Source organism: Erwinia sp. HDF1-3R (genome assembly GCF_039621855.1).
In the GTDB taxonomy this organism is placed as follows: Bacteria; Pseudomonadota; Gammaproteobacteria; order Enterobacterales; family Enterobacteriaceae; genus Erwinia.
The window spans coordinates 1,534,530-1,546,895 of record NZ_CP155071.1; the positions used below are offsets into that span (position 1 = coordinate 1,534,530).

The following is a 12,366-nucleotide window of genomic DNA, read 5'->3' on the forward strand; positions in this document are numbered from 1 at the left end:
TTATTATACGGGCATTGCAGTGCGCTGCCGCGTTAACAGACTCAGCAGGGTTTCCTGCCAGACTTCACACTGGTTACAAAGGCTTTCCAGCAGGATGACGGCATCTTCGGTCCGATCGTTTTTAAGACGGACAAGTAAATTCAGTGACGCATTCTGTGGGTTAAGGCACAAGGCTGCCGTGCGTTCGCCGAAATGCTCGAGCGCGGGGCGGGTAAGCCGAAGTGCCATGTCAAGGACCTGCTGATTAACCTCAAGAGCCAGGGGGATCTCTGCAAGATAAAACCAGCCACCGGGACGGCGCTGTAGCCTGACCGACATATCATCAATCCACAGCGCCAGTTCACCGTTCGTCTGTTCAAAACGGTGTTCAATCAGTGCCGCAACATCAGTTGATGGCATCAATAATTGCCTTACGGATGCCGTGCTTGTACTGGGTATACTGTGAACTGGCCCAGTTAGCATTGGAGAGATCCTGCATTTCATTCTGAAAAGCATATATGTCGGCGGCATTAAAGGGCTGGTCCTGACTCTCCTTGGCATACTGGTACATATCCTTTTGCGCGTGAACCACCTGACTGGTTAAGCGGCGCTGGATCGGGTCATTACTGCTCATGATAGGGGTCTCCTGTAAGGGTGCCTGGATTATGTGGCGCGCAACGGCTTAGGGTTCCGCTGAGGCGAAAAAATAGTGGCAGGATACCAGGGTCAGGAGAGGTTGCCCGGGTATTGGTATCAGATATCAGGTATCAGGTATCAGGGCCGGGCAGATCTGCGCCCAGCTGAGGTGGAGTTCGCCCTGCGGCGTGGTAAGGATCATGCTGTCCGCTGCCAGCGAGCCGTCGCTGCTAACCTGCCATTCAAGCTGGGGACGGGTCGCCAGCCAGCGTTCAACCGCCGGGTGTTGTTCACTGGCGCACAGCAGGGTGGCGGGAGCGGGGCGCCCCTGCGCTTTCAGTAGCTGCTGCAACAGGGCCTGGACGCGCTCTGATGGGGGAAGTTCGGCGATCAGCTGCGCCAGCGCCTGACTCAGCAGGGCTTCCGCATTGGGCAACAGGTTTGCCTGCCACTGCGCCTGCTGCTGCTGCCATTCAGCGAAAAATTGTTCAGCCTGATGCAGAAAATCCTGCTGATGCTGAGCGAGTTGTTCAGCCAGCACTTGTTCGTGCTGCTCACGCATCTGTCTCTTGAGCCGATCCGCCTGATGACTGGCGTCGTTAAGCCGCTGCTGCGCCTGTTGCTCAGCGGCCTCAAGGATCGACAGCGCCTGCTGATGTTCAGCAATAGCCTCCCGGGTGATGATGCCACCCGATAACAGCCGTGGGTCACTCAGTAAGGGGATTTTCTTGCGGATCCACATGTATCATCTTCTCCGGTTGCTGGCTTTGCCAGATTACGGCATCCCACAGGGCGGCCAGCCGGGACTCAGGCAGGTCAGGCACAGGATACTCGCTGACCTGTTTGACCCATTCCCGCGGAAACCGCAGCCGCAGCCGGGGCCAGCAGGCGGGCGACAGCGTATGCAGTAACAGCAGGCTACCGGTGGTATAAGGGTAAAAACAGTCCTCACCCAGCCAGCTCTCACAGCGCAGGGCCTTAGTCAGGCGTCTGCACCAGATACGGTTGGCGGGGCTCAGTTCATCAGGGGCCAGGTGCGGTGCGCAAACGCCCGCCAGCAGCGTCAGGAGACGCGCCCAGCAGGCATCGGGCAGACTTACCAGCGCGAGTAACCGCTCCTGAGGGGCCGGGGGCAGGGCAGGGCGAATATCAAATCCGGCGGCGACCGCCAGGGGATGCTGCCATGCCAGTGCCTGTTGCTGCGCGGCAGGCAGCGCAAAGAAGCCGTTAATATGCCAGCTTTCATCCGCCTGCTGCCAGTATCCCTGATGCCACCACTGCAGCCAGCGCTCAGCCTGCTGTTCGCTCACCTCCATCGGCTATTTCCCCGCTGCGGCAGCAGCATTTTTCGCTTTACCGAGCCTGAGCTTTTTGCCAGGTCTGAACAGCGTCAGGCCAACGGCTGCCAGAGCCACAATGGCCAACAGTGAAAAAATCCACTTGACGGTCGAATAGCTTCCCGGTGAGAGCTGGAAAGGCCCCATCTGCACCACCTCAACGCGATCTTCATAGGTTTGTGCCGGAACAAAGACAATCGCGAGGTCTTTATCGCTTTTTCCGGCCAGCCCCGGAATACTGGTGGCGACCATCTGACGAATTCGTGGCTCAATGCTGTCGGGATCGAGATTGTTGTGATACTTGATAAATACCGAGGCGGAAGCCGGCTGGACAGGCTCGCCGGGCGCGAGGCGCTCAGGCAGAACGACGTGTACGCGGGCAACAACAACGCCATCAATCTGCGCCAGGGTGGATTCAACTTCCTGAGAAAGCGCATAAATATAACGGGCGCGTTCTTCCATCGGGCTGGAAATCACCCCGCTTTTCTGAAATACCTCACCCAGGTTGGTTCGCGCCTTACGCGGCAGCCCGGCAGAGTCGAGGATCTTCACGCTGCGTTCAATATTCTCTGCATCCACCGCGACGGAGATGCCCGATTTCTCAATCAGCTTTTGCGCGGCAATCTGGTGCTGATTCAGCTCGGCAATAATGTCATTTGCGTCATTTTCTGCCAGCCCGCTAAACAGCACGGTTTTATCACCGCAGCCCGCAAGCAGCAGCACCAGCGCCAGGCACGCCAGCCATTTCAGCAAAAGTGTTTTCATTACGTCGCTACTGTAGGTTGGTCAGTTTATCGATGCTTTGTACGCCTTTGGCGACAATTTTCGCGTTCATTAAATTTTCAATATAATAGTTCGATAAAGCCGAATTAGCCTGGCTAAATTCCAGTAAATTGGATGAGCGTGATGCTTTCTGTAAATCCTGAAAGGTCTCTTTTCTTTGCCGCTCGCTATTACTAAAGGAGCTGGCAAGGCCATTCATAAAGTGACTCACGCCATTAGGTGCGGAAACTTTTTCAACCTGTGGGTCTTCTTTTAGCTGGGCGGAAAAAAAATCAACGTCAGTTTGTTCAGGCTGCGGCAGCAGGGACTTGTCATTAAGCTCGGTATGGCCTGGCCCTGATGGCAATTGTGATATTTTCATGGCGAATGGCTCATTGTTGAAAAGAGGAAATACGCGGTGAAGGTGGCGCAGGCATTTATGTATGATGCCCACGCCATAGCGTGCAAATAAATAGCAGTGGTTAGAACAGCTAATTAGTACTGGATTTTAACCTGAGTAGCAGCAGAAGCGGCCTGAGCCTCACTGTCCGCAATGCCCTTGGTTTTGCTATTCTGCTGATCAAGTTTCGCTTTTTCGATAGAGTCCTGCTGCGTCTGAGCCTGAATCGCCTGCATTTGACTCATAAAATCGGTACCGGAGTCTGCGCTTTTGGTTTCAGACACTGCTGCATCCCCAGCAGTTTTTAACGTTGAGGCATCACTTGCTGCACCGCCCATAAAGCTTGCAAGCTGACTGGTAAGGTTAGTACCAATTGAACCTGACATATTCTCGCTCCTGATTAAGATGGATATTGATAATTAACATCAGCGTCTTCATTTGTTAAGTGGGAGCAGCGCGTAAAGGGTTCCAAATTAATTTTAATTTTTTCTGCAGAGAGTTAATCCCAAAATGACTGAATGAAAAATGTTCTCAGGCAACGATATTCAGGGACTTGATGCGATGATAAAGCGTACGACGCGGAATACCCAGTTCATGCACCACATCATCAATTTTATGGCCGTGTCGGTTCAGACAGTCTTTAATCAGGCTGCGTTCGATGCGGCGCAGACGATCTTTTAACAGGGTCGCCTCGCCATCGCCCGCTGAAATATTGCACAGCGGCGGCAGGCGTAATACGTGACGCTCGGCGGCCGCTTTCAGTTCACGGATATTTCCCGGCCAGCTATGCAGAAGCAGCGCTTCGTCCAGCGTTAACGATGAGGGAGGCACGGACTGCTTCAACCGCATGGCCGCCTCCAGCGTAAAGCGGCGAAACAGCGGAATAATCAGCTCGGCGTGAGAACGCACCGTTGGCGTCTCAATTTTGATGGTCGAAAGGCGAAAGTAAAGATCCCGTCGAAAACGCCCCTGCTCAACCAGCTCCGCCAGCGGCGTCTGCGAAGCGGCGATCACCCGCAGGTCGAGGGGCACGGGCTGAGTCGACCCCAGCCGCTGAATTGAACGGGTTTCGAGTACCCTCAGCAGCTTCGCCTGCAGAGTCAGCGGCATGCTGTCTATTTCATCCAGAAACAGGATGCCCTTATCCGACACCTCAATATAACCTGCACGCGAATGACTGGCCCCGGTATAGGCACCGGCCATCACGCCAAACAGTTCGCTTTCTGCCAGATTTTCAGGAATAGCCGCGCAGTTTACCGGCACCAGCGGCCCCGTCACGCCAGAGAGCTGATAGATGCGGCGGGTTAACGTGTCTTTACCTGTCCCGGTCTCGCCTTCCAGCAGCAGATCGACCTTCAGCGGAGCGAGCGTATTAACCATGGGATACAGATTGGCATGAATATCCGCCATCGCGGGTCCAATAACGCTGGTTGACGCTGTGTTATCCCCCGTTAAGGGAAATATCTCCTTACACCGCCCGGCAACATCGTGACAGATAATCCTTTTAATTGGCTGCTTATCACTATCTGTAATCATAATTTCTCCTGGATTCCCTCAGACGAATTTGAAAAATTCTGTTAGCACCCTGATACGAAATAAGAGATGGAACGGCATCTGCTGCGAGGCACGCTTTCAGCATCAGATTGTTCCGTAATGATCCTTAACTTTCGTTCACTATTTACCAGCCCGATGCAGGCGGCTATCAGTTTCCTCTGAACTTGTTGTGGGGATCTCCGTGCCATAAAGTAAGGAAATCCTTACCTGACGGGTCGTGTCTGATGATAAGTTCATGTAAGTAATTGCATTATTATTGTTATTAATCGTTAGGATTTAGTAATTATAATTGCGAGATTTGTGTCTTAAATTTCTTTTGCTGGAACCTTTCTGGTTAGTTCCCCACCAAAAAAACGCGAAGAAGCCGGAAAATTTCCGGGCTATTAGGGTGCGCTGTTTCACAGTGGCACTTATCTCACTTACTGGAGATACTCATGAATCCCATGAATAGCGTAAATATTGGTAGTCAGTTAGGCGGTAGCAGTACAGCAAATAACAGCGATTTTTTAAGTCAGATGGAGATGATTAATCCGGCTAAATCTGAGCTCGCAGGGCAGGGTGTTAACTTTGGCACGCAGGGGAGCAACGGTACGGCGAACAGTGCGCTGGCCATACCGCTAAAAAATAGCCAAAGCGGTCAGGAAGTAAGTGGGGATCAGGATAGCACCAACGCGATTACTCAACTGCTAAACGCGATCATTCAACTGCTACAGGGGCAGGGAAAAACGGGTGATAGCGGTAAAAGCCCCAGTGAGGCCAGCGACGGCAGTAACGCCAGCGCTAACGGACCAACGGCTACCCAGAATGAGCAGGGCAGTAGCGATATGCTGACTCAGCTAATGGACATGATTAAGAAGATGCTGGGCCAGTCCTCTGAAGGCAGCGATAGCGCAGGCCAGTCAGCGAATGGCGACAGCGCTGCCGCACCCGCGTCGGCACAGAGCAGCAATGGCACTCAGGATAGCGGCTCGGAGAGTAACGGTATTGCCGGTAAACTGGGCGCCGCCCTGCAGATGTTGGGTCTGGGGGCTATCCTTTCGGCTCTTCAGGGCAGCGGAGCCAGCGCGCAGGGCAGTGGTGATGTCAGCAAGTGAATGTGTGCTTTAACTGAGAAAAGGGGGGCCGCTCCCTTATTTCAAATGGGGGAATATGGCGCGTAACGCTTATTCCCCGGCTTATTCAGCTACCTGATGTATCGGACAGGCGCGAAGTCAACCGCGCTTCAATTTGTCTGGCGCCCCAGTCAACGGCTTTTGGCAGTGCTTTCTGCAGCGCTTTGCTGGCACGTTCTGCCGCCAGGGGGGCAAGAATTTCAGCGGCCGGCACGGAGGCAAAAACGGGCATCGAGAGAGCCAGGTTGGTCAGGTGATTCATCGCTGCCGTAGAAGCCGCATTGAATCCTTTGCTCGACATTGCCTGACTGACGGCCGTACGCGCCGAAAGCGTAGCCGCAAATCCGCCTGCCAGCAGGGCATTTTTGGTCATCCCGCTGGCCGTTAATACTTCACGACCCGCACGAAGCGATTCCGTTGCCACATCAACGGGGAATTTAGCCAGGCGTTTACCCGCGCCCTGTAATGGCGCAGTCAGGCCGTGGCTATTTTTCAGTGCGCTGTAGCGTTGCTTCCAGTCCATCCGGCCAAAAAGGTATTCAGCGCCCTCGCGGCTATATTTGCTGTTTACCGCATGGGTCACGGCGGACATCGCTCCACCGGCCGCCAGGCCGCCTCCCGCAGTAAGCCAGCTGTCTACCGCTGCTGCCGTCTTAGCCCCTGCGGTTGCCGTTACGGCGGCAGCGGTTCCCAGACGCACCACATTTCGCACGCTGTAGGCCTGGATAGCGGCGGCATATTCCGCTGCCAGTCGCCCGGTTGTCGGTTGTTTGGCCTCAGCCGCCTGCTGCATTACCGGTTCAAGCTCGTTGTGTTCAGCGGCCAGCCACTGCGTATCCGCCGTGGCTTTATCAAGTAACGCGCAGCCAAAGGTGTCGGCAATCCCCGACTGTAATCCTGCATGCATACCAAGCTGAGCAGCGCTATGGGCAAAGGCGCTGAGCTGAGGGATGCGGTCAAAGGCAACCGATGCCACAGCAAACGGGATGGCGCGAACAGCGCCTCGGCTAACCTGTGCCACGCGGTCAAGCCGGCTACCTTTTGTGAGTACCGCTTCAATTGATTCGGGTGTTTCATTCATTGCATGAAGCTGGCGGGTGCGATCTTCGATCAGCTGGTGAAAATCAGCCTGATTATCGCCGTCAGTGTGATTCTCAAACAGCGCAGCCAGCTTGTAATGAATGGCCGCTTCGTTAGCAGAGTGATACTCAGTGCCCTGAATATGATAGACGCCGCGCTGGGTTGCGGCTTGGGTCTGGCTGGCATCGCTGTGTGTTGACGGTGAGGATGCCTGGGGATGTTCCGGAAGGGCATCATGAATGTCAGGTGTTATGCTGTTGCCGGATGAAGGGAGAGCAGGTGTGACCATGGGTTTACCTTATCGATACAGACGAATAAGGCTAAGTGGTAAAGAGCAGGCCAGGGTTCCCTCAGGCAATAAAGCGAGACGGCAAAAGCACATCCTGAAATCTTCATCTATACTCAAGCCACTACATCGTAGTGACTTTTAATTTTGTTTGAGGGAAATGGAATGAAGATTATTCTCTGGATTATTGCCATCATTTTTATCGTGGGTCTGCTAACGCTTACTGGCGTGTTTAAAATACTGTTCTGATGGTAAAGGGATGACGGCTGCGCAAACGCGGCTGTCATCCTTTTCGCTTCGACTCAATTAACCGCTCCCCGGATGACGTCCAGCACTCATTATTTACCTGATGAAGTGAGGTTAAGCGTCCCTCCTGCGTTACGTCTCCACCTGCTAAAATCTTATAGTAAGGGGTATCTGACAGCGTAAGAGGCCTGATGCAGTCCGCGCAAACCGCACCATAATGCCCCCCGTAACGCTTCTGCCCACTGGTAAAGATAAACTTCCCGCAGCCACATTTCGCGCATTTTAATACCATCATGCTTCTCTCGAATTTCAGGACTTATCCTATTTACTTGAGGTGATATTATCAAAGATTACCAGGATATCCATAAGATATGTTAATTGATTCTTGCTGAGCATTGTTTTTTAATGAAATTAATTTTCCGGAAACTTAAGATGTAGGTTACTGAAAATGCTTTAATAGAGTCTGAAAGGCGTAAAATAATTTTAAATTGATTGAGATCAAATTTTAGTTAAGACGCAGGAAATAAAGACAATATCGGTGTGCTGTGCTTATCATTTTTCTGACTCGCCCTGGGGGTGGCACGATGGGGAGTTTCAGGCGTGTACCTGGATCTGAAACCGCGGCGTGAATAATAATGTGTCAGCAAAAAAGGCGATATTTATCACTTTTTCGCGTTTCGCTACTGGACAAAAGGCTCGGCAATTGCTGTACTAACCGTCGACACAGTTTTGTGTCCATTTTTCATGTAAAGGTAATATAGATGTCTAAGATCAAAGGTAGCGTTAAGTGGTTTAATGAGTCCAAAGGATTCGGTTTCATTACTCCTGAAGATGGTAGCAAAGACGTGTTCGTTCACTTCTCTGCCATCCAGAGCAATGGTTTCAAAACTCTCGCTGAAGGTCAGCGCGTAGAGTTCGAAATCACCAACGGTGCCAAAGGCCCATCTGCTGCTAACGTTGCCGCTATTTAAGTTATCAGACAGAATTTTTAAAACCCGCCGATCGGCGGGTTTTTTTTTGTCCCATTCACCCTTAATTAAGACGCGTTGCGATAACCGCGATGGCTTATCGGGCAAAGAACTGCTGAAGCCACAGTACGGCAATCAGGACGCTTATCATAACAGCAACGGCTTCACTTACAGATTTAGGTAATGCGCTCATTCTGCTTCCTTCTGTCTTTATTCTTAAGCAAGAGTGTGACGAAGGATTATGAAGGAAACATTAAAACGCCCCGACTGACATCCCACCCAGTATTGCAGGCTTAACGTGGAGCAAAAGTATGATAATTCGACTCGCCGCAGAAAAAGACAGTTTTGCCCTTAGCGCCCTGTTAACCGAATTAGGTTATGAAGGTACCCATCGCTTTATTGAGCGGCGGCTGGCGCAGTTAATTAACGATGATACCGAACGCCTTCTGGTGGCTGAACAGGATAACAGCGTGCTGGGCTTTCTTTCGCTGCATTTTATTCCTCAGCTGGCACTGGAGGGTGATTTTGCCCGGGTCAGTTACTTTTGCATCGCCGATGGCGAACGCAGTAAAGGCGCTGGTCAGCAGCTGCTGCAACATGCTGAAAACCTGGCTCAGGCGCGCGGCTGCGACCGGATGGAAGTGCACTGCCATGAACACCGTATTAAAGCCAATGCGTTTTATGCCCGCGAAGGCTACACCGAATCACCCTGCTATCTGGTTAAACCTCTGCTGATAGCGGGCTGAGATCCGTAGGGTTAAACCTCTGCTGATAAGGGGCTGAGATCCGTACCACTGGCCAGGATCAAGGCATCAGCGATGGGAGCAATATCTTCATCGGCTAGCCTGGACGTGGCGACGCGAATAAACTGTACGCCGCCGCTGCGGCAGCGTTCGCCTGGCAGGACGGCAATCCCCCGTGCCGCGAGGGTAATCATCGCAAACTGCTCTGACTGCACCGGCACAAAAAGGCTTAAGCCATCCCTGTCCGGCAGCGACAGCCCGCGTTTTTCCAGCGCGTTCAGCAGCAGACGCCGCCGCGTGGCGTAGACGACTTTCGCCTGCTGGATCAGCTGCTGGGTGTTGCGGTCATCGAGCATCCACGCGACAGCATGCTGGAGGATCCTGCTGGTCCAGCTGGCACCAAAATTACGCCACGAGTGGATGCGTTTAATCAGCGGTTCTGGCCCTGATAACACTGCAAGCCTCAGGTCCGGGCCATAGGCTTTAGAAAATGAGCGTACATGCAGCGTCCTCTCCGGATAGTAGCGCCCCAGGCTCCATACGGGGTGGGCAGAGAGTTCCCCAATCCCATCATCCTCAATAATCAGCGTCCGCGTTCCCAGCAGCACTTTTGCCAGCGCCTCGTTTCGGGCTTCACTGACTCTGATACCGGTGGCGGAATGCGTTCCCGGCTGATAAATCATCGCCGTCGCACCCTTAGTCAGCAGCTTTGCCAGTGCCCCCGGCAGCGGTCCATGCTCATCACAGGCAAGCGGCAAGACATCGGCACCGACATTGTCCAGCATATCCAGCAGCCGGGCCGCACTGGGATCTTCTATGATCACTTTCTCTCCTGGGGCGATAAGCGTCTGCATAATGCAGTTCATGGCATCGAAGCCGCCATCCGTCGCCAGCCATGCCTGGGCAGGGAAGGGCCAGCGGGGTTTTACCGCAGCCAGCAGCGCAGGCGCGATAGGTTCACGCTGGTAGCTATTGAGCTGCGGGCATGCAATACCCTGCATCATCGCTTCCTGCAGATTGGGTAGCAGAGCGGGATCGGGCGAGGCCATGGCGAGATCGGCACGGATGGCATCGCCATAGTTGCCGATTTTCTCAAAACGCACCGGACGCGGCGAGATGTTGTCGCCACATACCCAGACGCCGCTTCGTCCTTTTCCCGCAATGACCTTTTGCTTCCGAAGCTGCCCCCAGGCGGCAGAAACGGTAGCCGGGCTGACTGCCAACGCTTCCGCCAGCCCGCGTACCGAAGGCAGGTGGGTACCCATCGGGATCTCTCCATCGCGGATCAGCGCTGACGTCACTGCCGCAATGCCCTTTACGCTGGCGTCGGTAATCCGTTCTGCCAGCCAGTTAACGTCAAGCGATCCGGTCATAAGAATTCCCTTTGTTCAGTAACAAAGTAAATATTGTACAGCTATTATTCTCGATCTAGTATCGAATTCAAGCAAAAAGTGAACGCTTTTTACACGGTTTAGCGGCCGATCCCTGATACAGAGAGAATGTCATGATTACCATCAGACTGGCAGTACGCGACTGGGACTACTTTACCCCGCTGGCCCTGGGCGATATTAAGCCGCAGGGCTTTAGGCTGGAAGTTCACCGCGTGGGAACGCTGGTGGGCGATCTGGCGAACAGCCGCGACTATGATGCGGCTGAGATATCCTTCAGCCGCTATGCTCAGAGCAGGGCCAGGGGAGAAGACCCGGTGCTGGCGCTGCCCCATTTTCTGATGCGCGGCTTTCGTCAGCGCTGCATCATTACGACCGAACACAGCCCGCTGGTATCACTCGATCAGCTCGAGGGGAAAAAAATAGGCGTTACCGGCTGGCAGGATTCAGGCAATACCTGGACCCGGGCGCTGCTGCGTGAGGCCGGCGTTGATATCGGGAGGGCTTACTGGTTTGCCGGCCGCTTAACGGCAGACCATCCTGTAGAGGATCGGCTCGCCGGGTTTGGTCGTCCGGGACGGATTGAAGCCGCTCCGGGAGAGCGCCCGCTGATTGAGCTGCTGAGGGCAGGTGAACTGGATGCGGTATTTACCCCTTTTATGCCGCAGGGCTTCTTCCTGAAAGGGTCGGGCCTGCGGCAGTTGCAGACTGATTTTCGTCAGGCCGAACGCGAATATTTTGATCGGGTGGGTTATATCCCCGGTCATCACCTGCTGGCCTACAAACACGAGATCGCTAACGCCCACCCTGACATCGTGAAGGAGCTGAGTGATCTGATCGATCAATCGGCCAGACTGTGGCAGGCAAAACGTGAGAAATATGCGGATACCACCCCCTGGCTGCTGGATGATTTGCGACGTACCGCGCAGGATTTGCCGGCCAGCTGGAATGACAACGGTTTTGACGCTAACAAAGAGATGATTGCTGCGTTTGGCAAAGAACTTTTCGAACAGGGCATTACCACCACCTGCCTGACGCCCGCCATGCTATTTCCGGCAGTAACCTGAGGAGCACTGAAATGAAAGTTGCATTAGGACAGTTTGCGGTCAGCCGCGAATGGCAGGAAAATGCCGCGATTTGCACCGATCTGATGACGAAGGCTCAAGCAGGGGGGGCCGATTTGTTGGTGCTGCCCGAGGGCGTACTGGCGCGGGATATTGCTGACCCGGATCTGGTGCTAAAGGCCGCCCAGCCGTTGGATGGCCCCTTCCTTAGCGAAATATATGCCGCCAGTCGTGGAAATACGCTCACCACCATGATGACCGTACATGTGCCTGCGGACGAGGGTAAGGCACTGAATGTTTTGATTGCTATTCGCAATGGGGAAATTATCGCCCGTTATGACAAGCTGCATCTTTATGATGCCTTTGCGATGCAGGAGTCGCGCAATGTTTCTGCGGGTCTGACCGTGCCCCCGCTGGTGGACGTGGCCGGAATGAAAGTCGGCCTGATGACCTGTTATGACGTGCGTTTCCCCGAGCTGGCCCGCCGCCTGGTGCTCGATGGAGCCGATGTTCTGGTCTTGCCCGCCGCCTGGGTCAAAGGCCCGCTGAAAGAAATGCACTGGGAGGTGCTGGTAACCGCCCGTGCGCTGGAAAATACCTGCTATCTGGTGGCTGTGGGTGAGTGTGGCCCGCGCAATATCGGTAACAGCCTGGTCGTGGATCCGCTTGGCGTGTCGATAGCGAAAGCCGCAGAAGCGCCGGCGCTGGTTTTTGCCGAGCTGGATCCGGCCCGTATCGCCCACGCGCGCAGCGTATTGCCGGTTCTCGAAAATCGTCGTTTTGATCGTCCTGAACTGATCCAACCCTGAGA

General features: G+C 53.9%; 15 protein-coding genes. 5 read left to right on the forward strand and 10 right to left on the reverse strand.

The features are described 5' to 3' along the window. Window positions 1-3 precede the first annotated feature (3 nt). From AAGR22_RS07055 to AAGR22_RS07090, 8 genes are all read right to left on the reverse strand, one after another. Window positions 4-399 (reverse strand): hypothetical protein, encoded by a 396-nt coding sequence (locus AAGR22_RS07055; RefSeq protein WP_345831126.1) that lies wholly within the window; start codon window positions 397-399, stop codon window positions 4-6. Beyond that, on the reverse strand, window positions 386-613 hold the full coding sequence (locus AAGR22_RS07060; protein WP_345831127.1) for an HrpF protein: 228 nt from the start codon (window positions 611-613) through the stop codon (window positions 386-388). Before AAGR22_RS07060 ends, AAGR22_RS07055 begins: the two co-directional genes overlap by 14 nt. Before the next feature lie 126 nt (window positions 614-739). Continuing rightward, window positions 740-1,357 carry a type III secretion system stator protein SctL gene (sctL, locus tag AAGR22_RS07065; RefSeq protein ID WP_345831128.1) on the reverse strand — a complete coding sequence of 206 codons (618 nt, stop codon included), beginning with the start codon at window positions 1,355-1,357 and terminating at the stop codon, window positions 740-742. Then, window positions 1,323-1,931 (reverse strand): type III secretion protein HrpD, encoded by a 609-nt coding sequence (locus AAGR22_RS07070; RefSeq protein WP_345831129.1) that lies wholly within the window; start codon window positions 1,929-1,931, stop codon window positions 1,323-1,325. Before AAGR22_RS07070 ends, sctL begins: the two co-directional genes overlap by 35 nt. Before the next feature lie 3 nt (window positions 1,932-1,934). Next, window positions 1,935-2,717, reverse strand: coding sequence for a type III secretion inner membrane ring lipoprotein SctJ (gene sctJ / locus AAGR22_RS07075; RefSeq protein ID WP_345831130.1), 783 nt, complete (start codon window positions 2,715-2,717; stop codon window positions 1,935-1,937). A gap of 7 nt (window positions 2,718-2,724) precedes the next feature. Then, the gene (locus AAGR22_RS07080; protein WP_345831131.1) at window positions 2,725-3,096 is read right to left on the reverse strand and encodes an EscI/YscI/HrpB family type III secretion system inner rod protein; all 372 of its coding nucleotides are present in this window, start codon (window positions 3,094-3,096) and stop codon (window positions 2,725-2,727) included. A gap of 113 nt (window positions 3,097-3,209) precedes the next feature. Further along, window positions 3,210-3,500, reverse strand: a complete 291-nt coding sequence (locus AAGR22_RS07085) for a hypothetical protein (RefSeq protein WP_345831132.1) — start codon at window positions 3,498-3,500, stop codon at window positions 3,210-3,212. A 145-nt stretch (window positions 3,501-3,645) separates the two neighbouring features. Next, on the reverse strand, window positions 3,646-4,650 hold the full coding sequence (locus tag AAGR22_RS07090; protein WP_082804140.1) for a sigma 54-interacting transcriptional regulator: 1,005 nt from the start codon (window positions 4,648-4,650) through the stop codon (window positions 3,646-3,648). 452 nt (window positions 4,651-5,102) lie between these two features. On the opposite strand from AAGR22_RS07090, the gene AAGR22_RS07095 reads away from it, so the two are divergent. Further along, window positions 5,103-5,762: a hypothetical protein gene (locus tag AAGR22_RS07095; protein WP_345831133.1), complete on the forward strand. Its 660-nt coding sequence runs from the start codon at window positions 5,103-5,105 to the stop codon at window positions 5,760-5,762. An 85-nt stretch (window positions 5,763-5,847) separates the two neighbouring features. Here the strand turns inward: AAGR22_RS07095 and AAGR22_RS07100 are convergent, their stop codons facing one another. Continuing rightward, the gene (locus tag AAGR22_RS07100) at window positions 5,848-7,149 is read right to left on the reverse strand and encodes a hypothetical protein (protein ID WP_345831134.1); all 1,302 of its coding nucleotides are present in this window, start codon (window positions 7,147-7,149) and stop codon (window positions 5,848-5,850) included. Window positions 7,150-8,153: 1,004 nt separating this feature from the next. On the opposite strand from AAGR22_RS07100, the gene cspE reads away from it, so the two are divergent. Next, on the forward strand, window positions 8,154-8,363 hold the full coding sequence (gene cspE / locus AAGR22_RS07105; RefSeq protein ID WP_004156612.1) for a transcription antiterminator/RNA stability regulator CspE: 210 nt from the start codon (window positions 8,154-8,156) through the stop codon (window positions 8,361-8,363). A gap of 308 nt (window positions 8,364-8,671) precedes the next feature. Further along, entirely contained in the window at window positions 8,672-9,106 is a 435-nt protein-coding gene (locus AAGR22_RS07110) for a GNAT family N-acetyltransferase (RefSeq protein ID WP_345831135.1), read from the forward strand. Window positions 9,107-9,117: 11 nt separating this feature from the next. Here AAGR22_RS07110 and AAGR22_RS07115 read toward each other — a convergent pair whose 3' ends face one another. Further along, the gene (locus AAGR22_RS07115) at window positions 9,118-10,476 is read right to left on the reverse strand and encodes an aminotransferase class I/II-fold pyridoxal phosphate-dependent enzyme (RefSeq protein WP_345831136.1); all 1,359 of its coding nucleotides are present in this window, start codon (window positions 10,474-10,476) and stop codon (window positions 9,118-9,120) included. Window positions 10,477-10,607: 131 nt separating this feature from the next. Between AAGR22_RS07115 and AAGR22_RS07120 the strand changes: the two genes are divergently transcribed. Together AAGR22_RS07120 and AAGR22_RS07125 are read left to right on the forward strand one after the other, a co-directional pair. After that, window positions 10,608-11,558 (forward strand): nitrate ABC transporter substrate-binding protein, encoded by a 951-nt coding sequence (locus AAGR22_RS07120; protein ID WP_345831137.1) that lies wholly within the window; start codon window positions 10,608-10,610, stop codon window positions 11,556-11,558. An 11-nt stretch (window positions 11,559-11,569) separates the two neighbouring features. Further along, on the forward strand, window positions 11,570-12,364 hold the full coding sequence (locus AAGR22_RS07125) for a deaminated glutathione amidase (protein WP_345831138.1): 795 nt from the start codon (window positions 11,570-11,572) through the stop codon (window positions 12,362-12,364). Window positions 12,365-12,366 lie beyond the last annotated feature (2 nt).

Bases quoted from the DNA above. Each gene is read 5' to 3' on its own strand.
- AAGR22_RS07125 (WP_345831138.1), top strand. From the start codon at position 11,570: ATGAAAGTTGCATTAGGACAGTTTGCGGTCAGCCGCGAATGGCAGGAA.
- AAGR22_RS07085 (WP_345831132.1), bottom strand. From the start codon at position 3,500: ATGTCAGGTTCAATTGGTACTAACCTTACCAGTCAGCTTGCAAGCTTT.
- AAGR22_RS07070 (WP_345831129.1), bottom strand. From the start codon at position 1,931: ATGGAGGTGAGCGAACAGCAGGCTGAGCGCTGGCTGCAGTGGTGGCAT.
- sctL (WP_345831128.1), bottom strand. From the start codon at position 1,357: ATGTGGATCCGCAAGAAAATCCCCTTACTGAGTGACCCACGGCTGTTA.
- AAGR22_RS07060 (WP_345831127.1), bottom strand. From the start codon at position 613: ATGAGCAGTAATGACCCGATCCAGCGCCGCTTAACCAGTCAGGTGGTT.
- sctJ (WP_345831130.1), bottom strand. From the start codon at position 2,717: ATGAAAACACTTTTGCTGAAATGGCTGGCGTGCCTGGCGCTGGTGCTG.
- AAGR22_RS07115 (WP_345831136.1), bottom strand. From the start codon at position 10,476: ATGACCGGATCGCTTGACGTTAACTGGCTGGCAGAACGGATTACCGAC.
- AAGR22_RS07090 (WP_082804140.1), bottom strand. From the start codon at position 4,650: ATGATTACAGATAGTGATAAGCAGCCAATTAAAAGGATTATCTGTCAC.
- AAGR22_RS07055 (WP_345831126.1), bottom strand. From the start codon at position 399: ATGCCATCAACTGATGTTGCGGCACTGATTGAACACCGTTTTGAACAG.
- AAGR22_RS07095 (WP_345831133.1), top strand. From the start codon at position 5,103: ATGAATCCCATGAATAGCGTAAATATTGGTAGTCAGTTAGGCGGTAGC.
- AAGR22_RS07110 (WP_345831135.1), top strand. From the start codon at position 8,672: ATGATAATTCGACTCGCCGCAGAAAAAGACAGTTTTGCCCTTAGCGCC.
- AAGR22_RS07080 (WP_345831131.1), bottom strand. From the start codon at position 3,096: ATGAAAATATCACAATTGCCATCAGGGCCAGGCCATACCGAGCTTAAT.
- cspE (WP_004156612.1), top strand. From the start codon at position 8,154: ATGTCTAAGATCAAAGGTAGCGTTAAGTGGTTTAATGAGTCCAAAGGA.
- AAGR22_RS07120 (WP_345831137.1), top strand. From the start codon at position 10,608: ATGATTACCATCAGACTGGCAGTACGCGACTGGGACTACTTTACCCCG.
- AAGR22_RS07100 (WP_345831134.1), bottom strand. From the start codon at position 7,149: ATGGTCACACCTGCTCTCCCTTCATCCGGCAACAGCATAACACCTGAC.